General features: G+C 68.9%; 21 protein-coding genes and 1 tRNA gene. 12 read left to right on the top strand and 10 right to left on the bottom strand.

The features are described from left to right. Window positions 1–17 precede the first annotated feature (17 nt). Window positions 18–272 (bottom strand): cell division protein CrgA, encoded by a 255-nt coding sequence (gene crgA, locus BLU79_RS22410; RefSeq protein WP_093907628.1) that lies wholly within the window; start codon window positions 270–272, stop codon window positions 18–20. Between the two features lie 142 nt (window positions 273–414). Between crgA and BLU79_RS22405 the strand changes: the two genes are divergently transcribed. The 6 genes from BLU79_RS22405 to BLU79_RS22380 are packed head-to-tail and all read left to right on the top strand — an operon-like array spanning window position 415 to window position 4,876. Further along, on the top strand, window positions 415–1,191 hold the full coding sequence (locus BLU79_RS22405) for a DUF881 domain-containing protein (protein WP_093907627.1): 777 nt from the start codon (window positions 415–417) through the stop codon (window positions 1,189–1,191). 19 nt (window positions 1,192–1,210) lie between these two features. After that, window positions 1,211–1,918, top strand: coding sequence for a class E sortase (locus tag BLU79_RS22400; protein WP_093907626.1), 708 nt, complete (start codon window positions 1,211–1,213; stop codon window positions 1,916–1,918). Between the two features lie 17 nt (window positions 1,919–1,935). Then, window positions 1,936–2,133, top strand: coding sequence for a hypothetical protein (locus tag BLU79_RS22395; protein ID WP_177001111.1), 198 nt, complete (start codon window positions 1,936–1,938; stop codon window positions 2,131–2,133). Further along, window positions 2,130–2,768, top strand: a complete 639-nt coding sequence (locus BLU79_RS22390) for an aminodeoxychorismate/anthranilate synthase component II (RefSeq protein WP_093907624.1) — start codon at window positions 2,130–2,132, stop codon at window positions 2,766–2,768. The genes BLU79_RS22395 and BLU79_RS22390 overlap by 4 nt, the downstream gene beginning before the upstream one ends. Next, window positions 2,765–4,102 (top strand): class E sortase, encoded by a 1,338-nt coding sequence (locus BLU79_RS22385; RefSeq protein WP_256333425.1) that lies wholly within the window; start codon window positions 2,765–2,767, stop codon window positions 4,100–4,102. The genes BLU79_RS22390 and BLU79_RS22385 overlap by 4 nt, the downstream gene beginning before the upstream one ends. A gap of 6 nt (window positions 4,103–4,108) precedes the next feature. Further along, window positions 4,109–4,876 carry a class E sortase gene (locus BLU79_RS22380; RefSeq protein WP_371131909.1) on the top strand — a complete coding sequence of 256 codons (768 nt, stop codon included), beginning with the start codon at window positions 4,109–4,111 and terminating at the stop codon, window positions 4,874–4,876. Window positions 4,877–4,967: 91 nt separating this feature from the next. Here the strand turns inward: BLU79_RS22380 and BLU79_RS49195 are convergent, their stop codons facing one another. Continuing rightward, window positions 4,968–5,201: a restriction endonuclease gene (locus BLU79_RS49195; protein ID WP_256333424.1), complete on the bottom strand. Its 234-nt coding sequence runs from the start codon at window positions 5,199–5,201 to the stop codon at window positions 4,968–4,970. 106 nt (window positions 5,202–5,307) lie between these two features. On the opposite strand from BLU79_RS49195, the gene BLU79_RS49190 reads away from it, so the two are divergent. Next, window positions 5,308–5,712, top strand: a complete 405-nt coding sequence (locus tag BLU79_RS49190) for a hypothetical protein (protein ID WP_256333423.1) — start codon at window positions 5,308–5,310, stop codon at window positions 5,710–5,712. A 487-nt stretch (window positions 5,713–6,199) separates the two neighbouring features. Here the strand turns inward: BLU79_RS49190 and pknB are convergent, their stop codons facing one another. The 6 genes from pknB to BLU79_RS22340 all read right to left on the bottom strand — a co-directional run bounded on the left by pknB (window position 6,200) and on the right by BLU79_RS22340 (window position 14,389). After that, on the bottom strand, window positions 6,200–8,200 hold the full coding sequence (gene pknB / locus BLU79_RS22370; protein ID WP_093907623.1) for a Stk1 family PASTA domain-containing Ser/Thr kinase: 2,001 nt from the start codon (window positions 8,198–8,200) through the stop codon (window positions 6,200–6,202). A gap of 169 nt (window positions 8,201–8,369) precedes the next feature. Further along, complete coding sequence (locus BLU79_RS22360; RefSeq protein WP_093907622.1) at window positions 8,370–9,845, bottom strand: peptidoglycan D,D-transpeptidase FtsI family protein; 1,476 nt, start codon at window positions 9,843–9,845, stop codon at window positions 8,370–8,372. After that, complete coding sequence (locus tag BLU79_RS22355; RefSeq protein WP_093907621.1) at window positions 9,842–11,284, bottom strand: FtsW/RodA/SpoVE family cell cycle protein; 1,443 nt, start codon at window positions 11,282–11,284, stop codon at window positions 9,842–9,844. Before BLU79_RS22355 ends, BLU79_RS22360 begins: the two co-directional genes overlap by 4 nt. A gap of 27 nt (window positions 11,285–11,311) precedes the next feature. Then, window positions 11,312–12,898: a Stp1/IreP family PP2C-type Ser/Thr phosphatase gene (locus BLU79_RS22350; RefSeq protein ID WP_093907780.1), complete on the bottom strand. Its 1,587-nt coding sequence runs from the start codon at window positions 12,896–12,898 to the stop codon at window positions 11,312–11,314. 98 nt (window positions 12,899–12,996) lie between these two features. Further along, window positions 12,997–13,509 (bottom strand): FHA domain-containing protein FhaB/FipA, encoded by a 513-nt coding sequence (locus tag BLU79_RS22345; RefSeq protein WP_093907620.1) that lies wholly within the window; start codon window positions 13,507–13,509, stop codon window positions 12,997–12,999. Between the two features lie 10 nt (window positions 13,510–13,519). Then, window positions 13,520–14,389, bottom strand: coding sequence for an FhaA domain-containing protein (locus tag BLU79_RS22340; protein WP_093907619.1), 870 nt, complete (start codon window positions 14,387–14,389; stop codon window positions 13,520–13,522). 494 nt (window positions 14,390–14,883) lie between these two features. Here BLU79_RS22340 and BLU79_RS22335 point away from each other — a divergent pair. Next, window positions 14,884–14,967: transfer RNA gene (locus tag BLU79_RS22335), tRNA-Leu, on the top strand. Window positions 14,968–15,112: 145 nt separating this feature from the next. Here BLU79_RS22335 and BLU79_RS22330 read toward each other — a convergent pair. After that, window positions 15,113–15,475, bottom strand: coding sequence for a DUF1304 domain-containing protein (locus BLU79_RS22330; RefSeq protein ID WP_093907618.1), 363 nt, complete (start codon window positions 15,473–15,475; stop codon window positions 15,113–15,115). A 206-nt stretch (window positions 15,476–15,681) separates the two neighbouring features. Here BLU79_RS22330 and BLU79_RS22325 point away from each other — a divergent pair, with 206 nt between their 5' ends. Together BLU79_RS22325 and BLU79_RS48330 are read left to right on the top strand one after the other, a co-directional pair. Beyond that, window positions 15,682–17,094 (top strand): glycosyltransferase 87 family protein, encoded by a 1,413-nt coding sequence (locus BLU79_RS22325; protein WP_093907617.1) that lies wholly within the window; start codon window positions 15,682–15,684, stop codon window positions 17,092–17,094. Between the two features lie 49 nt (window positions 17,095–17,143). Further along, window positions 17,144–17,281: a hypothetical protein gene (locus BLU79_RS48330; protein WP_177001132.1), complete on the top strand. Its 138-nt coding sequence runs from the start codon at window positions 17,144–17,146 to the stop codon at window positions 17,279–17,281. A gap of 96 nt (window positions 17,282–17,377) precedes the next feature. Here the strand turns inward: BLU79_RS48330 and BLU79_RS22320 are convergent, their stop codons facing one another. After that, entirely contained in the window at window positions 17,378–18,028 is a 651-nt protein-coding gene (locus BLU79_RS22320; RefSeq protein WP_093907616.1) for an FMN-dependent NADH-azoreductase, read from the bottom strand. A gap of 150 nt (window positions 18,029–18,178) precedes the next feature. Here BLU79_RS22320 and BLU79_RS22315 point away from each other — a divergent pair, with 150 nt between their 5' ends. Further along, on the top strand, window positions 18,179–18,544 hold the full coding sequence (locus BLU79_RS22315) for a winged helix-turn-helix transcriptional regulator (RefSeq protein ID WP_093907615.1): 366 nt from the start codon (window positions 18,179–18,181) through the stop codon (window positions 18,542–18,544). Between the two features lie 247 nt (window positions 18,545–18,791). Next, window positions 18,792–20,279 (top strand): DUF2252 domain-containing protein, encoded by a 1,488-nt coding sequence (locus tag BLU79_RS22310; RefSeq protein WP_093907614.1) that lies wholly within the window; start codon window positions 18,792–18,794, stop codon window positions 20,277–20,279. Window positions 20,280–20,281: the final 2 nt, after the last annotated feature.

Raw genomic sequence — 20,281 nt, 5'->3', positions numbered from 1 at the left:
GGCCGCGGCTTCGACCGCTACTTCCACTGCGTGGAGACGCCGAATCCGGCGGCGATGAAGCCGAAGCCCACCACGATGTTCCAGTTGCCGAGGGCGTCGATGGGCAGCGAACCGTCGGTCACGTAGAAAACGACGATCCATGCCAGGCCGATGACGAACATGGCCAGCATCACGGGCGCGACCCAGGAGCGGCTGTTCAGCTTGATGGAGGTCGCCTGCTTCGACGGCGGCGGCGTGTAGTCGGCCTTCTTGCGGATACGTGACTTCGGCACGAGGGTCTCTCCTGTCGATGCGCTGCGTGGCCGCGCAGGGAACTTTGGCTGGCTCCGGGGCAGCGTACAAGGGGACTCTGATTGCTCCCCCGGGCGTCCGTTAGCGTAGTGCTTCCGCGGCGCCGAAGGAGATAAGGGTACGTTGAGCAATTCTGCCGACTCCCCCGGGACGGAATCCAGTCCTGTCCGTGGCCGCTTCCGGCCGGTGCGGGTGCTCACCGCGGCCGTCTTCGCTCTCGCGGGGCTGATTTTCTTCACGAGTTTCAACACGGCCAAGGGCACCAATATCCGCACGGACGCCTCGTTGCTGAAGCTCTCGGACCTCATCCAGGAGCGCAGCCACGCGAACGGGCGGCTCAATGAGTCCAACGCCGCTCTGCGGGACGACGTGGAGGCGCTGGCGGAGCGGGACGACGGCAGCACGAAGGCCGAGGACGACAAGCTGGCGGCGCTGGAGCGGGGCGCGGGTACGCAGAAGGTGACGGGCGAGGCGGTCACGGTCACGCTCAACGACGCGCCGCCGGATGCCACTGCCAAGCTGCCCGGGTATCCGGAGCCGCAGCCCGACTACCTGGTCATTCACCAGCAGGATCTGCAGGCTGTGGTGAACGCGCTGTGGCAGGGCGGTGCCAAGGGCATCAAGGTCATGGACCAGCGGTTGATCTCCACCAGTGCGGTGCGGTGCGTGGGCAACACGCTGATTCTGCAGGGTCGGGTCTATTCGCCGCCGTACAAGATCACGGCGGTCGGTGATCCGGAGAAGTTGCAGCAGGCGCTGACGGCGTCGCCGGCGATCCAGAACTACATGGTGTACGTCAATGTCTACGGCCTCGGCTGGAAAGTCACCGAGGACGGGACGGTGACTCTGCCGGGTTACTCGGGCACAGTGGATCTGCAGTACGCCAAGCCCGTGGAGTGAGCCCTCTCTGGAGTGGCCGGTGCGTGTCGTCGTCAGGACCGTCAGCGAACTGTGCATCACCGTCGGCACCGTGATCGTCCTTTTCGTCGTCTATGTCCTGTTCTGGACCGGCGTGAAGGCCGACAACGTCATGGGCGACCAGATCGATCGGCTGGAGGAGCAGTGGGCGCGGGGGGCGGTGCGGTCGACCGCTGCGGCGCCCGACGGTTCGGCGAGTCCGGGCGCGACCACGGGTCCGTCGAAGCCGGCCCCGTACACCGAGGACGAGCCCTTCGCGATCATGTACATCCCGCGTCTTGGTTTCACGTGGAACAAGCCGGTGCTCGAAGGCACCGCCACCGGGACCCTCAAGAAGGGCCTCGGCCATTACGGGAGCACCGCTCAGCTTGGGCAGAAGGGCAACTTCTCGGTGGCCGGTCACCGGCGGACGTATGGCGATCCCTTCAAGGACTTCCCGAAGCTGCGCCCGGGCGATGCCGTGGTCCTGACCGACGGGACTACCTGGTTCACGTATCGGATCGACAAAGGCCCCTACAAAACCCTGCCCACTGACATTGAGGTGATCGGCCCTGTGCCCCGTAAGTCGGGGTACACGCGTGAGGGCCGTTATCTGACCCTGACCACGTGTGATCCGGAGTGGGGACACAGTCACCGGCTGATCGTGTGGGCCCATCTGGACTCCACGCAGCCTGTGGAGGCCGGGAAACCGGAAGCGTTGCGCCGTTAGTCTGTTGGCTGTACGGCGTGAGTCTGGTGCCGTGGTGCGACGGAAGGGACGGCATGTACGGCTGGATCTGGCGGCATCTGCCGGGGAACGTGTGGGTGAGGGCGCTGCTCTCGCTCGCTCTGGTCGTGGCCGTGGTCTACGTCCTGTTCAACTACGTCTTCCCGTGGGCCGAACCGCTTCTGCCCTTCAACGATGTGACGGTGGACAACCAGTGAGCGCGCGCATTCTGGTCGTGGACAACTACGACAGCTTCGTCTTCAACCTGGTGCAGTACCTGTACCAGCTGGGCGCCGAGTGCGAGGTGCTGCGCAACGACGAGGTGTCGACGGCGCACGCCCAGGACGGCTTCGACGGTGTGCTGCTGTCGCCGGGTCCGGGGACGCCGGAGGAGGCGGGGGTCTGCATCGAGATGGTGCGCCACTGTGCCTCGACCGGGGTGCCGGTGTTCGGTGTCTGTCTCGGTATGCAGTCGATGCAGGTGGCGTACGGCGGTGTCGTGGACCGTGCGCCGGAGCTGCTGCACGGCAAGACCTCGCTGGTCGAGCACGAGGGCAAGGGCGTTTTCGCGGGCCTGCCGACGCCGTTCACGGCGACCCGCTATCACTCCCTCGCCGCCGAGCCGGAGACGGTGCCGGCCGAGCTGGAGGTGACCGCGCGCACGCACGACGGCATCATCATGGGCCTGCGGCACCGTGAACTTCCGGTCGAGGGCGTGCAGTTCCACCCCGAGTCGGTGCTGACCGAGCACGGTCATCGGATGCTCGCCAACTGGCTGGTGGAGTGCGGCGACCAGGGTGCGGTGGCGAGGTCGACGGGGCTCGCCCCGGTGGTGGGCAGGGCCACGGCGTGACCGCGCTGCGCCCCGAGCGCGAGTCCGGCGCCGCATACGGGGAGTCCTTCTCGGACTCCTTCGGTGACGCCGGCGACCAGGGCACCTCGTACGGGCAGCAGCCGTACGAGGGGTCCGGTGCGCTCGGGGAGTGGTACGGCGGGGAGGACCACGTCGCTCAGGGGCAGGGTGCGCAGGGATACGGCGCCGAGGGGCGTGGTGCCGACGGCTACGGCAGCGAGCGCTACGGCTCTGAGGGCTACGGGACCGACGGCCAGGGCGGCGAGGATTTCGCCCGAGAGGATTACGGTCGCGAGGGTTACGACCGCGAGGATTACGACCACGTGGGTTACGGCACTGGTGGCCTCGGTGCGGAGAGGGTCGCTGCGGCCGAAGAGCCGTACGCGGAGCCGTACCTACCGCCGCCGGACGACGAGACCGTGGCGCTGCGGATACCGGATCCGTCCGCGGGCGAGTCCATATCGGCTTCTGCCGCCTCTTCCGTCACTTCGGCCACCGGAACCCCAACGGGTGGCCGCGCGGCCCGCAGAAAGGCCGCCAAGCGGCGTCATGGGCGTCATGGAGGCTCACGTCAGGCGTCGGAGGCCGCTGAGAGCGGTTCCGAGGCCTCGGGGGCTCCTCTCTCCCGTGTGGAGGCGCGCAGGCAGGCCCGGGCGCGCAGGCCCAGTCCGGGTGTGCTCGCCAGTCGGGCGATCGGTGAGGTGTTCATCACCACCGGTGTGCTGATGCTGCTGTTCGTGAGCTACCAGCTGTGGTGGACGAACGTCCGGGCGCATGCGCAGGCGGACAAGGAGGCGAGCAGCCTCCAGGACGACTGGGCCAGCGGCAAACGGGCGCCGGGAAGCTTCGAGCCTGGGCAGGGCTTCGCCATCCTGCACATCCCGAAGCTGGACGTCGTCGTGCCGATCGCCGAGGGCGTCAGCAACAAGCAGGTGCTCGACCGGGGCATGGTCGGTCACTACGGCGAGGGCAAGCTGAAGACGGCGATGCCGGAGGACAAGGCCGGCAACTTCGGGCTGGCCGGCCATCGCAACACCCACGGTGAACCGTTCCGGTACATCAACCGGCTCGCCCAGGGCGACGCGATCGTCGTCGAGACGCAGGACAAGTACTACGTGTACAAGATGGCGTCGATCCTGCCGGTGACGTCGCCGAGCAATGTGAGCGTGCTGGACCCGGTTCCGCGGGACGCGGGTTTCACCAAGCAGGGCCGCTACATCACACTCACCACGTGCACGCCGGAGTTCACCAGCAAGTACCGGTTGATCGTCTGGGGCAAGATGGTCGAGGAACGGCCGCGCAGCAAGGGCAAGCCGGATGCGCTCGTCAGTTAAGGGCAGATGAACGTGGCAGCGACCACCGACGACACCGAGCACGCTGAGCGCACCGCCGCGCCCGGGTCCCCGCGCAGGCCACGCCGCCGCATGGGCCGGATCGCGATGGCGGTCAGCGTCTTCGGCGAACTCCTCATCACGGCGGGCCTGGTGCTCGGCCTGTTCGTCGTCTACTCCCTGTGGTGGACGAACGTCGTCGCCGACCGGGAGGCGAGCAAACAGGCCGACAAGGTCCGCGACATCTGGGCCCACCAGGACGACGACTCCGACCGTCCCGCCGAGTTCGACTCCAAGAACGGCATCGGCTTCCTGCATGTGCCCTCGATGAGCGGTGACGACATCCTGGTCGAGAAGGGCACGACGTCGAAGATCCTCAACGACGGCGTCGCCGGCTACTACACCGACCCGGTCAAGGCGACCCTGCCGACGTCGGGCAAGAAGGGCAACTTCTCCGTCGCCGCGCATCGGGACGGTCATGGCGCCGAGTTCCACAACATCCACAAGATCAAGAAGGGCGACCCGATCGTCTTCGAGACGAAGGACAAGTGGTACGTCTACAAGGTCTACGGCGTCCTTCCCGAGACCTCGAAGTACAACGTCAAGGTCCTCTCCGCGATCCCGAAGGAGTCGGGCAAGACGAAGGCGGGGCACTACATCACGCTGACTACCTGCACGCCGATTTACACGAGCCGGTATCGGTACATCGTGTGGGGGGAGTTGGAGCGGGTGGAGAAGGTGGATGAGGAGCGGACTCCGCCGGAGGAACTGCGCTGACAGGCCCTCTTGAAGGGGGTCTGTCACTTAGCATGACGGAGGCCCGAAGCCGCAACTTCCTTTTGCGGCTTCGGGCCCCTTGCCTGTGGTGCTAGCGCAGTGCCTTGAGCCGCACTCCGGCGCTCCACGCTTCCAGTTCGTCGCGGTTGACGGTGATGACGCCGGTCAGGTCGGCGATCGCCTGCGCTTCGTGGCTGAAGTTGCACGTGGCGACGAACAGGGCGACGTCGACCTGGTCGAGGGCTCGGGCGGCGCCGGCGAACTTCTGCATGTCCGCACTGGGGACCGTGCTGCGGCCGGCCCGGTTCTTGCACTGGACGGCCACCCTGCGGCCGTCGGCCGTGCGTCCGGTGACGTCGATGCCCCGGTCGCTTCGGGCCTGTCGTACGGACTACGTCCGTGCAGCCGTCCCGGCGCAGTAGGTCGGCGACGTGGCGCTCGAAGGCCTGCCACGTCATGGCCGCGATGGAGGCCCTGACCTTGTCGGTCGGCACTTCTCCTTCCCGGGTGCTGATGCGCCGGTGGTGCCAGCACAGCTTGCGTTCGACGTTCTCGATGTCCTCGCGGAGTTCGATGAGTTCGTGGCGGTGTTCGCCGGCGGTGGCGATCAGGGCGTTGAACATGGGGACGACGGTCTTGCCGAGGATGTGGGTGATGCGCCGGTCGATGTGGTCGTCGAGCGTGCTGACCTCTGTGGGGGCGGGCGGGTTTTCCACAGGCTGTGTGCGCGCCAGGTACTCCATGTCGAGGAGGTACACACGCGCCTGACGTGCGACTTCGCTGTCTCGGAGGAGCATGGCGATGTTGAGGACGGCTCGGCGGGAGAACAGCGCTAGGGATCGTGTGCGTGACTGGATGCCACTGAGTTGCTTGAAGTCACTCAGTTCAGGGCCTGTCAGAACTCGATACCCGTTCGACTCCAGCTCAGCTCGATGGTCGTGCACGAGGGCTCGGATGGCCTCCACAGTGACGCCGAAGTACGCCGCCACCATCGCCGTAGTCACATGCATCCCGTCCGGCAGCAACGACAGCGCCTTCACCCGGTCAAGCACGTCGGTTCGTTCCAGCACGCTGTCGCGCAGGGTCTTCGACTCCAGTAGCGCCGATTCGTTGATCACGTTCTGGCCGTCACTCGTGGTGTGGCCGTATGGCCGGGGCGGAGTTCTGAGTCCCCGCCCCAACCGATCAACGAGTCATGAAAAAAGAAGACACGATCGATGAAGGAATGAATGTCCGATAGCTGTGCGCGGTCACGGCAGCCGGACATGACTGAGCCCCGGCGCCCTGTTCCGGGCGCCGGGGCTCAGTCATGTGCGTGCGGTGTCAGTCCTCCGTGCGGGCCGAACTTCCGGTGATTCCGCCGAAGACCTGGCCTCCGTTGTCGCCGCCACCGTTGTTGCCGCCCTGGTCGACGGCGACCAGGTTGACTGCGGTGCCCTGGGCGACCGCGGTGTTCGGCTGGGGGTCCTGGGCGAGGACGATGGCGTTGTCGTCCTGGGAGCCCTGGATGTTGCCCACCGTCAGCCCGGCGCCCTCGATGGCCTTCCTGGCGTCCTTCAGGGACAGCTGGGTCACGCCCGGCACCGCCACCTGCTGCTGCTCGGCCGCCTTGCCGATCTGGATGTTCACCGAGGAGTTCTTGTCGACCGAGGTACCGATCTGCGGGTCGGTCCCGATGACCTTGCCGACCTGGTTCGGGTCCTGGGTCTCCACCTCGGTGCAGTTGCCGCTCAGGTTGTTCGCCGTCATCTGGGCCTTGGCCTCGTCACAGGTCTTGCCGAGGACGTCCGGGACGACGGACTTCTCCGCCTCCTTGGCGACGGTGAGGGTGATCGTGGAGCCCTTCTCCTGCTCGGTGCCCCCCTCGGGGTCCTGGTTGATGACCACGCCCGGGGTCCGGTCGGACTCCTCGGTCTTCTGCTCGACGTTGAAGCCCTTGTCCTCGAGGTCGGACTTGGCCTCGTCGTATTGCACGCCTTCCACGTCCGGCACGGTGACCTTCGGGGCACCGGTCGACACCACGACGTTGACGGTGGAGCCCTTCTTGACCTTCTCCCCGAACGCCGGGTCCTGCGAGCAGATCTTGCCTGTGCTCTGGTCTTCGCAGGGCTTCTTCGTCGGGTTCAGCGTGAGGTCGCTGTTGGACGCCTGTTTCTCGGCCTGGCTCAGCGTCTGGCCCCTGAAGTTCGGCACCGGCACCGTGTCATTGGCCACGCCGTCGCCGTCGAACACCCACTTGCCGATCAGCACGGCGCCCACGAGGACCAGCACCGCGGCGAGGACCAGCAGGATCGTCGAGGTGTTGGACTTCTTCTGGCGACGCCGGTCCACGCGGTCGTCGTAGCCGTAGCCGCCGTCGTCCGGGTTCATGGGCGGCAGCATCGACGTGGCGCCGGCGTCCGTGGCGCGCAGGGCCGTGGTCGGCTGGTCGTCGGGGTAGCCGCCGTAGCCCACCGAGCCCATGGCGGCGGTGGCGGCGACGGGCTGGCCGTCGAGGCAGGCCTCGATGTCGGCGCGCATTTCGTCGGCCGACTGGTAGCGGTAGTTCGGGTCCTTGACCAGTGCCTTCAGGACGATGGCGTCCATTTCCGGCGTGATCTCGGGGTCGAAGACCGACGGTGCCTGTGCCTCTTCGCGTACGTGCTGGTAGGCGACGGCCACGGGGGAGTCGCCCACGAACGGCGGGCGGACGGTCAGCAGCTCGTAGAGGAGGCAGCCGGTCGAGTACAGGTCGGAGCGGTTGTCGACCTGCTCGCCCTTCGCCTGCTCCGGTGAGAGGTACTGGGCGGTGCCGATGACCGCGGAGGTCTGCGTCATCGTCATGCCGGAGTCGCCCATCGCGCGGGCGATGCCGAAGTCCATGACCTTGACCTGGCCGTTGCGGGTCAGCATGACGTTGGCCGGCTTGATGTCGCGGTGGACGATGCCGTTGCGGTGCGAGTACTCCAGGGCCTGGAGGATGCCGATGGTCATCTCCATGGAGCGCTCCGGCAGCAGCTTGCGGCCGGAGTGGAGCAGCTCACGGAGCGTCGAGCCGTCCACGTACTCCATGACGATGTACGGGATCGACACGTTGTCGATGTAGTCCTCGCCCGTGTCGTAGACCGCGACGATCGCGGGATGGTTGAGCGAGGCGGCCGACTGGGCCTCCCGGCGGAACCGGGCCTGGAAGGACGGGTCGCGCGCGAGGTCCGCGCGCAGCGTCTTCACCGCTACGGTGCGGCCGAGGCGGGTGTCATGCGCGAGGTAGACCTCCGCCATGCCACCACGACCGAGCACCTGGCCCAGTTCGTACCGGCCGCCGAGGCGACGCGGCTCTTCCATAGCTACCTACCAGCCCTCTCCGTCGGTCCCGACCTCACCCTTGTGGGTGCGTCGGTGTGCCGTCCGGGCATACCGTACCCGGCTCATCTTGTGTGACCTGGCCAAGCCCGTAACCCGATACAGGACCGGTATCGCAACGTGCACCGATGTGAAGGGGACGTGAGCGGGGTCACTTCTTGCTGTTGATGACCGCCTCCATGACGCTCTTGGCGATGGGGGCCGCGAGACCGCCACCGGAGATGTCGTCGCGGATCGCCTTCTCGTCCTCGATGACGACGGCGACGGCGACCGGCGAGCTGCCGTCCTCGGCCTTGGCGTAGGAGATGAACCACGCGTAGGGGTTCTCGCTGTTGTCCACGCCGTGCTGGGCGGTACCGGTCTTGCCGCCCACCTTGACGCCTTCGATCTGTGCGTTCTTGCCGGTGCCGTCCTCGACGACGGTCTCCATCATCGACTGCAGGATCTGCGCGTTCTCCGCGGACAGCGGCTTGCTCAGTTCCTCGGGGTCGGTCTTCTCGAGCGGGTCGAGGTTGTGCGTCTGGACCTCGTCGACCATGTACGGCTTCATCAGCGTGCCGTCGTTGGCGACGGCCGAGGCGACCATGGCCATCTGCAGCGGGGTGGCGGCGGTGTTGAACTGGCCGATGGAGGACAGCGCGGTCTGCGAGGGGTTCATGTCGTCGGAGAAGACCGACGCGCTGGTGCGGATCGGCGTGAACTGCTCCTCGGTGAAGCCGAACTTCTTGGCTTCTTCCAGCATCTTCTCGTTGCCGAGGTCGGAGCCGACCTTGCCGAAGACGGTGTTGCAGGACCACTGCAGCGCGACCCGCAGGGTGGCGTTCTTGCAGGGGATGGTGCCTTCGTTCTTCAGCACGGTCGTGGTGCCCGGCATGGTCCACGGCAGCGGCGTCTTGGTCTTCTGGTCCGCCTCCGTGTAGAGGCCGTTCTCCAGGGCCGCGGCCGCGGTGACGACCTTGAAGGTCGAGCCGGGCGGGTAGACCTCGCGCAGGGCCCGGTTGAGCATCGGGTCGTCGGGGTTGACCTTCTTCTGGAGCTTCGCCCAGGCCTCTTCGTCGGACTTGCTGCCGCCGGCGATCGTCGAGGGGTCGTACGAGGGGAAGGAGGCCAGCGCCAGGATCTTGCCGGTGGTGGGCTCGATGGCGGCGACGGCGCCCTTGCCGCCCTGCTTCTTCAGGCCGTCGTAGGCGGCCTTCTGGGCGGCGGCGTTGAGGGTGGTGACGACGTTGCCGCCCTCCTTGTCCTTGCCCGTGATCATGTCGAGGGTGTTGCGGAAGAAGAGCCGGTCGTCGGTGCCGCTGAGGATGCCGTCGTTGATGGATTCCAGCTGGTTGGCGCCGTAGGCCTGCGAGACGAAGCCGGTGACGGGCGCCCACATCGCGCCGTTCTTGTACGTGCGCTTGAACTTGAAGTCGCCGGAGGTGGTCTCCGTGTGCCCGGTGATCGGGTTGCCGCCGACGATGATGTCGCCGCGGGGTGTGGCGTAGCGGGCGATGAGGACGCGGCGGTTCTTGGGGTCGTCCTTGAGGCTGTCGGCCTTGACGTACTGGAGCCAGTTGTCCCGGATGAGCAGGGTGAGGACGAGGAGGCCGCAGAAGATGGCGATCCGGCGCAGGGGCTTGTTCATGAGGGTCGGACCACCTGCGTCATCTCGGCGTCGGGGCTGGGTGCGGGTGCGGGTGCCGGACGGCGTGCGGTGTCGCTGATGCGCATCAGGATGCCGATGAGGGCCCAGTTGGCGAGCACGGAGGAACCGCCGTAGGCCAGGAACGGCATGGTCATACCCGTCAGCGGGATGAGGCCCATGACACCGCCGGCCACGACGAAGACCTGGAGGGCGAAGGCGCCGGACAGGCCGACGGCGAGCATCTTGCCGAACGGGTCGCGTGCGGCGAGTGCGGTGCGCACGCCGCGTTCCACGATGAGGGCGTACAGCAGCAGGAGCGCCATGACGCCGGCCAGGCCGAGCTCCTCGCCGAACGTGGCGAGGATGAAGTCGGAGTTGGCGGCGAACCGGATGAGCTCGGAGTGGCCCTGGCCCCAGCCGGTGCCGAGGGTGCCGCCGGAGCCGAACGCCCACAGGGCCTGCATGGCCTGCTCGGAGTGACCGACGACGCCTGCCTGGCTCAGTGTGTACTCGCGCATGGGGTCGAGCCAGGCGTCGACGCGCTGCTGGATGTGGGACTCGAAGGACGCCACGCCGACGGCGCCGACCGCGGACATCAGCAGACCGAAGACGATCCAGCTGGTCCGCTCGGTGGCGACGTACAGCATGATGACGAACATTCCGAAGAACAGCAGCGAGGTGCCGAGGTCGGTCTCGAAGACGAGGATGAGGATCGACAGGGCCCAGACGACGAGGATCGGGCCGAGGTCGCGGCCGCGCGGCAGGTAGAGGCCCAGGAAGCGGCGGCTGGCAAGGGCCAGGGCGTCGCGCTTGACCATCAGGTAGCCGGCGAAGAAGACCGCGAGGACGATCTTGGCGAACTCACCGGGCTGGACGGAGCCGAGGCCGGGGACGCGGATCCAGATCTTGGCGCCGAAGACATCGGCTCCGAGTCCGGGCACCAGTGGCAGCAGGAGCAGCACCAGAGCGACGAACATTGAGATGTACGTGTAGCGCTGCAGGACGCGGTGGTCCTTGAGGAAGATCAGTACGACGACGAACAGCGCGATGCCGAGCGCGGTGTACAGCAGTTGTCGGGGCGCGGCCGTGATGTACGTGGGCAGTGACTGCAGCAGTTTCGACTGGTCGAGCCGCCAGATGGCGACCAGCCCGAGTCCGTTCAGCAGCGTGGCCAGCGGCAGCAGCAGTGGGTCGGCGTACGGCGCGAATTTCCGTACGACGAGGTGGCCGATGCCGGCGAGGAGGCCGAGGCCTATGCCGTAGCTCAGGAGGCCGGCCGGCACCTTGTCGTTGATCGCCAGGCCCACGTTGGCGTAGGCGAACACCGGGATGACCACGGCGAACACCAGCAGCGCGAGTTCGGTGTTGCGCCGGCTCGGCGCGCCGATCGCGCCGATCGTGGACGTGTGGTGCGTCGGCGAGTTGGTAGTACTGCTCATGGTGTGACGGGGCCTCTCACGGCTTGCCTACTGCGTACCGCAGTTCGTGACGACCTTCTGCTCTTCCTCCGAGAGTGTGGGGCCGGGGCTTGGCGTCGCAGTCGGGGTCGGGGAGGTGGAGGAGGACGGGGGCGGGGTCTTGGTGGAGGCCGAGGGATTCGGCGTCGGTGTCGCCTTGGACGTAAGGGAGGTACGGCTGGTTCCCGTGGTGCCTCCGGCCTCGCCTTCGCCGGTCCCGGAGTTCTTCTCGCTCTCGGTGGCCTGCTGATCGGAGCGCTTCTTGCACGCGGAGGCCTGCACGGCGAGCTCGTCGATCTTCTTCTGGGCGTCCTTCAGACCGCCCTCCGCGATGGTCTCCGAGATCGACTTCTGCCAGACCGGCGGCAGGTACTTGAGTTCGATCTCGGGGTGGTCCTTCTCCACCTCGGACAGCGACACCCAGGCCAGGTCCTGGCTGATGCCGCGGTAGAGGGCGACGTGGTCGCCGTTGGCGCCGACGTAGTACTGGGTCTGCGTCCAGCGCCAGCCGCCGTACAGGCCACCGCCGATCACGGCGAGCGCGAGGGCGATGTAGAAGGATCTCTTCAGCCACTTGCGGCCCGTGCGGGGCTTGACGAAGTCGTCGTCGGTGTAGTCGCCGAAGCTGCCCGCGGGGATGTAGCCGGTGGTGTCGCCGGAGCCGGGCGGGCCGAACTCGCCGCCTCCGCCGCCCTGCCCGGGCACCTGGCGGCCGAGCCCGGAGGCGCGTCCGGCGGGGGTCTGCATGATGCCGTTGTCGTGCAGATGGTGCTGCTGGTTCTCGGCGACCGCGCCGACGACGACCGGGGTGTCGGACAGCTGCCCGGCGAGGGTGTCGCCGGTGTCCAGGTCGAGGACGTCGGCGATGATCACGGTGATGTTGTCGGGGCCGCCGCCGCGCAGCGCGAGCTGGATGAGTTCCTGGACGGTCTCCTGGGGGCCCTGGTAGCTGGCGAGGGTGTCCTCCAGGGTCTGGTGGGACACCACCCCGGACAGGCCGTCGGAGCAGATCAGGTACCGGTCACCGGCGCGGACCTCGCGGATGGACAGGTCGGGATCGACATGGTCGCCGCTGCCCAGCGCGCGCATCAGCAGGGAGCGCTGCGGGTGGGTGGTGGCTTCCTCTTCGGTGATCCGGCCCTCGTCGACGAGGCGCTGCACCCAGGTGTGGTCCTGGGTGATCTGGGTGAGGACGCCGTCGCGCAGCAGGTAGGCGCGGGAGTCGCCGACGTGGACGAGGCCGAGGCGCTGGCCGGTCCACAGCAGGGCGGTGAGCGTGGTGCCCATGCCCTCCAGCTGGGGGTCCTCCTCGACCATCGCGCGCAGCTGGTCGTTGGCGCGCTGGACGGCCGTACCGAGGGAGGTGAGGACGTCGGAGCCGGGGATGTCGTCGTCGAGGGCGACGATGGTGGAGATCGCCTCGGAGGAGGCGACTTCGCCCGCGGCCGCGCCGCCCATGCCGTCGGCGATGGCGAGCAGGCGGGGTCCGGCGTATCCGGAGTCCTCGTTGCCCTCCCGGATCATGCCTTTGTGCGATCCGGCGGCGAAGCGCAGTGACAGACTCATGCGCACCTCGCCCGTCGGCTCCGGGTACATCCGCACGGTGCCCACCCTCCGGTCGGGAGCGCGCCGGGGCCCGTGGTGTGGGCCGCCGCTGCGTGCTCGCTCCGCTCGCGCTCATTCATGACGTAGGACTACTTCCGCAGCTCGATGACGGTCTTGCCGATGCGGATCGGCGCGCCCAGCGGAATCGGTGTGGGGGTCGTCAGCCGCGTTCGGTCGAGATACGTGCCGTTGGTGGAACCCAGGTCCTCGACGATCCACTGGCCGTCGCGGTCCGGGTAGATCCTGGCATGCCGGCTGGAGGCGTAGTCGTCGTCCAGCACGATTGTGCTGTCGTGCGCCCGGCCCAGGGTGATGGTCTGGCCCTGGAGGGCGACGGTGGTGCCGGTGAGGGTGCCCTCGGACACGACCAGCTTGGTGGGGGCGTTACGACGCTGCCGTCCGCCGCTCTGCTGGGCGCGCTGCGGCGGCGGTGCCGCCTGTCGGGCGGCCTGCTGCTGGCGTCCGGCTTCTCGCCTGGACCCGCGCTGGGTGACGCGCGTGCCGAACAGGTCGCTGCGGATGACCTGTACGGCCACGATCACGAACAGCCACAGGACGGCCAGGAAACCCAGCCGCATGACCGTCAGGGTCAGCTCTGACATTGCCCCCGCTTCACCCTTCGGCTTGCCGGTAAATGATGGTGCTGCTGCCCACGACGATCCGCGAGCCGTCGCGGAGCGTAGCGCGGGTGGTGTGCTGCCCGTCCACCACGATGCCGTTGGTGGACCCGAGATCCTGGATCGTCGAGGGCGTTCCGGTCCGGATCTCGCAGTGCCGGCGGGAGACGCCGGGGTCGTCGATCCGCACGTCGGCCTCGGTGCTGCGGCCCAGCACGAGCGTCGCGCGGGAGATCTGATGGCGGGTGCCGTTGATCTCGATCCAGTAGCGGGTGCGGCCGCCTGCCGCGGGTGCGGCGGGAGGACGCTGGCCGCCCGCGGGCTGCGGGTAGCCGTAGCCGCCGGGGCGGCCGCCTGGGGGCGGCGCGGCCGGCATGGGCGGGGCGCTCGCGGGTGGGGCGGCCGGCGGGTAGCCGTAGCCGCCCGGTGCCCCGCCGGGCCGCCCGGCAGGGGCGGCGGGTGCGGGACCCTGCGGGCCCTGCTGGTCTGTGGAGCCGGCGAGGGTGCGGCTGCGTACGCGGTACAGGCCGGTGTCGAGGTCGTCGGCCTTCTCCAGGTTGACCTTGATCGGGCCCATGAAGGTGTAGCGCTGCTGCTTGGCGTAGTCGCGGACCATGCCGGCGAGCTCGTCGCCGAGCTGGCCGGAGTAGGGGCTCAGCCGCTCGTGGTCCGGTGTGCTCAGTTCCACGATGAAGTCATTGGGGACGACCGTGCGGTCGCGGTTCCAGATCGTGGCGTTGTTGTCGCACTCGCGCTGGAGTGCTCCCGCGATCTCCACGGGCTGGACCTCGGACTTGAACACCTTGGCGAAGGTGCCGTTGACCAGACCTTCGAGACGCTGCTCGAACTTCTTCAGGACTCCCATGAGGCACCTCCTTCGTCGTTGCCTTCGTCCTGTGTCCCGCGGGGCGGGCACTGCCTTACCTGGTACTGCTTACTGATCGTATCCACGCGCCGGTGAATCGGCTGGTTCCCCCTGTCGGCCCGGTCGACGGGTGTCGACGCCCTCGAAGTTCCCTTCGGAGCTCCCCTTCGAACTCCTTACGGACACAGTCTTGCCATGGATCGTAGAGGCGGCCGCAAACCAGTGTCCCGCACCTGACTGTGGAGCCGGACCGGCTCCTGGGGAGATGGGTGGTACCGGTACGAGGTTGATACGTGAACAGGTACTCGTTGATACGGAGCGGAGGGCGCCGCGGTTTGCCCGGTGCCCGGGGGTGGTCGCCGACTGTGCTGGTGGGCGGCCGCAGGGCGGCTGCCCAGGGATAAGGGATGTGAACCCACCCTGGCCGCCGTGCTAATGTTCTGGATGTCGGAAGGCGCCGCACCGCAAGGGAAGAGCCCGAAGACACACCCAATGCGCGGGTGGCGGAATAGGCAGACGCGCTGGATTCAGGTTCCAGTGCCCGCAAGGGCGTGGGGGTTCAACTCCCCCCTCGCGCACTCTCGAAGAGGCGGCATCGTAGACACGATGCCGCCTCTTCTGTTGTGTTCGGCTGTGGTGTTCTGTTGTGTTCGACACATGTGGTCGGTACGGCGTCCTGTGTGGCCGTGACCTGTGATGAAGCTCTCAGGTCACGGCCAGGGTTCAGCCGGCCGCGATGACCGTGGCGAGGGTCACGGCGGCGGGCAGGGCCTGGGCGAAGAGGATGCGGCGGTTGGCGGTGGCCGCGCCGTAGACGCCCGCGACGACGATGCAGGACAGGAAGAAGATCTGGACCCGGTAGCCGGTCGGGTCGTCGGCGATCAGGCCCCAGACCAGGCCCGCGGCCAGGAAGCCGTTGTAGAGACCCTGGTTGGCCGCCAGCGTCGCGGTGGAGCGGGCCAGCTCGGCGTCGAAGCCGGAGAAGCTGCGGCCCGGGCCGCGCTGCCACAGGAACATCTCCAGAACCAGGATGTAGACGTGCAGCAGCGCCATGAGGGCGACGAGGACGACGGAGATCAGATGCATGCGGTGATTGTGCCGGTGCCGTGTCCGTGGTCGGTCAACCGGTCGGTGTTCGCGGGTGTTCACCGGGGTTCGCCGGGGTGCCCGGTGGTCGTCGGTCTTTCGGCTGAGCCGCTGGTTCCGGGGGCCGTGAACGGTGGCCGTTCGGCCGAGGTGGCCGATGTGGTTCCGGCGCGAGATTGGAGCTCCCCTTCCCCAGGAGCCCACCGATGCCACCCGAGTCAGTCACCTTCGTCGCCGGAGTCCGCCCCGGCGGCTCCGTCCTCGCCCCTGCCCGACAGGGGCCTTCCCAGGCCGGCCGTGCGTCGTCCGGCAAGGGCCCTCGTGTGCGTCGCGACGTGCTGTTCTGGCTCGGGTGCGCGGGCTTCGCGCTGGCGCTGGCCGTGGTCACGTCGCTCACCCCGCACCGGATCTGGGGGGCCTGCGCGGCCGTCGGGTACGCCGTCGCGGCGGAGCTCGCCCGTCGCTCGCCGCGCCCCTGGAGCCGGCGCGGTGCAATCGCCGCGCTGCTCGGTTCCGTCGTGGTCCCGCTGGCACTGATGGTCGCGGTGGGTGCCGGGCAGTCCGAGGTGCACGTCGTCGAGCACTCCGGCGGACTGCTGCTGGACTCCGGGAGCCCCTACCTGCCGCACCCGTCCGACGTCGACGACTACAACCCTTACCTGCCCGGCATGGCGCTCTTCGGGATACCCCACGCGCTGTTCGGCGGCACGCCGCTCGCGGACGCCCGGGTGTGGTTCTGCGCGGCGTTCCTGGCGTGCATGGCGGTCGCGGCGCGAGGGACGGGCCGTAACTCCTCTCGGCGGGGCGGGACTTCGGGGGCAAGGTCGGCAGACGGGGTTCTGGGCGTGGGTCCGGCGCACAGGGCGTCGAGTGCGGACGCCGTGCTGTTTCTCGCGGCCTTCCCGGCCGTCGCGCTGCCGCTGGCCGTCGGCGGGGTCGACCTGCCGGTGATCGGGCTGATGTGCCTGGGGCTGGCGCTGGCCGGCCGGGGCGGGTCCGGTACGGCGGCCGGGCTCGCGATGGGGGCGGCGGCCGCGTTGAAGTGGACCGCCTGGCCGCTGCTGCCGGTGGGGCTGGTGCTGCTCGCGATGACGGCGGGGCGGCGGGCGGCCGTACGGGCCGGGATCGTCGCCGTGCTGGTGGCCGCGCTGGCCGTGGTGCCGGTGGCCCTGACGGACCCGCACGCCTTCGTCGAGCATGTGGTGCTCTTCCCGCTCGGCGAGGGCGGGGTGCGCTCTCCTGCGGCCAGCCCCTTGCCGGGATACCTGCTGGCCACGTACGTCCCCGGCGGCTCCGTCCTCGCCATGGCCGCCCTCGCGGCAGCCGCGGCCGGCGTGGCGGTGTCATTGGCGGTACGTCCGCCCCGGACGGTCGTCGCGGCGGCGGACCGGCTGGCGATCGGGTTGGGCCTGGCGATGTGCCTGATACCGGCGACGCGGTTCGGCTACCTGGTCTATCCGCTGGTCCTGGCGGTGTGGTTCCGCCGCACAGAGCTGGTTGCGGCTGCCCGGCGAGTGGGGCGGTCGGCGCGGGGTGAGCGGTCGGCGAAGGGCGAGGAGCGCGTGAAGAGCGAGCGGCGGGTCGGGGATGAGCGGCGAGTGGAGGACGGGCGTGGGTGAGGGGCGGGGCGTGCGTCCCTGGGGAGGGGCGGAGCGCCGAGGAACGTATGTGGCGCGGGTCACCGTGCTCGCGGTGGTCGGGCTGGTTGTGGCGCTGTGTCTGCCGTCGGTGGGGAAGCAGGGGGCGGGGGATCCGACGGGGGCGTCGACGGGTGTGCCGGTGCGGGGAGTCGAAGACAGCCGGTGAGGCGTGGTGGCCGGCTTCGACTCCCCGGCACGCGCGCGTGCGGCCGTCGAACGCCGCCACGTCGTGAGCCCGAGCTGTGCCGGGCGCGAGCCTGGGCTACGCCACGAGCCGCTGCGCCACCTGCTTCGCCTTCGTCGCGGCCTCTTCGAGGGCGCGTTCGCGGGAGGCCTCGAAGAGGGGGACCAGGTCGGCCATGTCCGGGTTGACCGGGGCCATGGTCAGCTCCGGGACGATGAACTGGAGGTCGGCGCCGAGGAAGTCGGTGAGGATCGCCGACAGGTAGTTCTGCACGTACTCGTAGCCCTCACGCGGCGTGCCCGGTCCGTATGCGCCGCCCCGGCTGGCGACCACGGTGACCGGGGTGCCCTTGACCGACTGGGCGTTGCCCGCCGTACGGCCCATCAGGACCACGTTGTCCAACCAGGCCTTCAGCGTCGACGGGATCGTCAGGTTGTACATCGGGGCGCCGATCAGCACGGCGTCCGCGCGCTCCAGCTCCTCGATCAGCTTCAGCCGCTCCGCGAAGGCGGCGGCCTGCTCGGGGCTGTGCGTGGCCGGATCGGAGAAGCCGGCGGTGTGGGAGTGGGCCGTGATGTGCGGCACCGGGTTCGTGGCGAGGTCGCGGTGGATCACCGTGCCCTCGGGGTGCTGTTCCTGCCAGGTGCGCCGGAAGGCGTCCGTGACGGCGCGGGAGGAGGAGGCGTCGGCCGGGAAGACCGAGGAGTCGATGTGCAGGAGCGTGGCCATGGGGGTCTCCAGAGGGGACGGGCACGGAAAGGCGCACGTGCCGAGGGTCGGGTGCCCCTAGCGAGGGGGCTGAGAATTCGTACTCGACTATGGATAACACAGTCACTTACTTTTTTTCATCCCCGTACGGCAGGGCAGTACGCTGGAGGCATGGCGGCGGGTGAGCAGAGTCACGACGTAGCGGCGTGCAAGAAGGTCGACGAGGGCATCAACCGCGTCTTCCAGTTGCTCGGAAAGCGCTGGACCGGCCCGATCGTGTCCGTCCTGACCGCCGGGCCCGCGTACTTCGTCGCCCTGCGCCGGGCCGTCCCCGGCATCAGCGAGCGCATGCTCTCCGACCGGCTCACCGAGCTGGCGGCCGCGGGACTCGTGGTGCGCGAGGTGTTCGAGGGGCCGCCGCTTCGGGTCGTGTACCGGCTGACGGAGGCGGGGGCCGCGCTGGAGCCCGCGCTCGCCGAACTCGGGGGATGGGCGAAGAGGTATCTGCCGGACGGGGAGCGGGCGGAGGGCTGCTGAGGCGGCACGACAGGGGCTGCGGTTGCTTCGGCACCGGGCTGCCCGGGTTGCTGAGGCAGTGGGCCGGGTTGCTGGGGCAGCAGGGCGTGGGCTGCTGAGGCGGCACGACAGGGGTTGCTGAGACCGGCGTTCCGCCGTGCGGGTTTTCCACATGCGTGGAGTTGTCCACAGGGTCTGACGACTTTCGGCCACCGGTTGTAACGTCGGCACGAGTTGATGTTCGTGCGTGAGCGGGGGAGGCGGTCGTATGGCCGAGGTCGGTGCTGGGGCTGCGGCGGGTGCGGCGGGTGGTGCCGAGGCCGCGGTGGAGGCTGCTGCGGTGACGTCCGAGGCGCCGTCGAAGTCCGTGGCGCGGCGGCTGCCCCGGGTGGGCGGTTTCGCCGAGTGGCCCGGCGGCGGGTCTCCCAAGGAAGAGGGCAAGGCGCTGCGCAGCCGGGTGCCGCGCGCCGAGCACGCGAGTCTCGACATAGACGCCGGCCGCCCCGACGCGGTGGCCGCCGTGGAGGAGTCCAACCTGGGACGCCTTCCCGAGCTCACGCCGATAAGGGTCGGGCGGATGGCGGCGACGCCCTTCGCGTTCCTGCGCGGCTCGGCGGGGCTCATGGCGTACGACCTCGCCCGCACCCCCATGACCCGGATCCGCGCCCAGATCTGCGGCGACGCGCACGCGGGGAACTTCGGGCTGTACGCGGACGCGCGCGGCGGGCTGGTCATCGATCTGAACGACTTCGACGAGACGCTGTACGGCCCCTGGGAGTGGGACCTCAAGCGGCTCGCCGCCTCGCTCGTGCTCGCGGGCCGCGAGGCCGGTGCGGGAGAGGACGCCTGCCGTAAGGCGGCCAACGACACGGTCGGTGCCTACCGGCGCACCATGCGGCTGCTGGCCAAGCTCCCGGTGCTGGACGCGTGGAACGCGATCGCGGACGAGGAGCTCGTCTCCCACACCGACGCCCATGACCTGCTCGGCACGCTGGAGCGGGTCGCGGAGAAGGCGCGGGCCAACACCAGCGGGCGTTTCGCCGCGAAGTCGACCGAGACAACCGAGGACGGCGGCCGTCGCTTCGTCGACGCACCGCCGGTACTGCGTCGGGTCCCGGACGCGGAGGCGGCCGTCGTGGCGGCGTCGCTGGAGAGCTACGTCACCTCGCTGTCCGAGGACCGCCACCCCCTCCTCTCCCGCCACGCGGTGCACGACGTGGCGTTCCGCGTGGTGGGCACAGGCAGCGTGGGCACTCGCTCGTACGTCGTCCTGCTCCTGGACCACCGGGGCGAGTCGCTGGTCCTCCAGGTGAAGGAGGCCCGCTCCTCGGCCCTCGTCCCGCACCTGGTGACCGCCGGCTTCGAGGTGCCGGAGGTGGACCACGAGGGGCGGCGCGTGGTGATCGGCCAGAAGCGAATGCAGGTGGTCAGCGACATACTGCTGGGCTGGACGACGGTCGACGGGCTCCCCTTCCAGGTCCGCCAGTTCCGCAACCGCAAGGGCAGCGTCGACCCGGCCGAGCTGGCCACCGACCAGATAGACGACTACGCCCGCATGACCGGCGCCCTCCTGGCGCGCGCCCACTCCCACAGCGTCGACCCCCGCCTGATCTCCGGCTACTGCGGCAAGAACGAGGAACTGGACGAGGCGATCGCCGACTTCGCCGTCGCCTACGCCGACCGCACGGAGGCGGATCACGCGGCACTGGTGTCGGCGGTTCGGGCCGGGCGGATCGCGGCGGAGGTGGGAGTGTGAGG

It is taken from the genome of Streptomyces sp. cf386, assembly GCF_900103585.1.
Taxonomy (GTDB): Bacteria; Actinomycetota; Actinomycetes; order Streptomycetales; family Streptomycetaceae; genus Streptomyces.
This window is presented reverse-complemented; position numbering and strand designations above follow the sequence as displayed.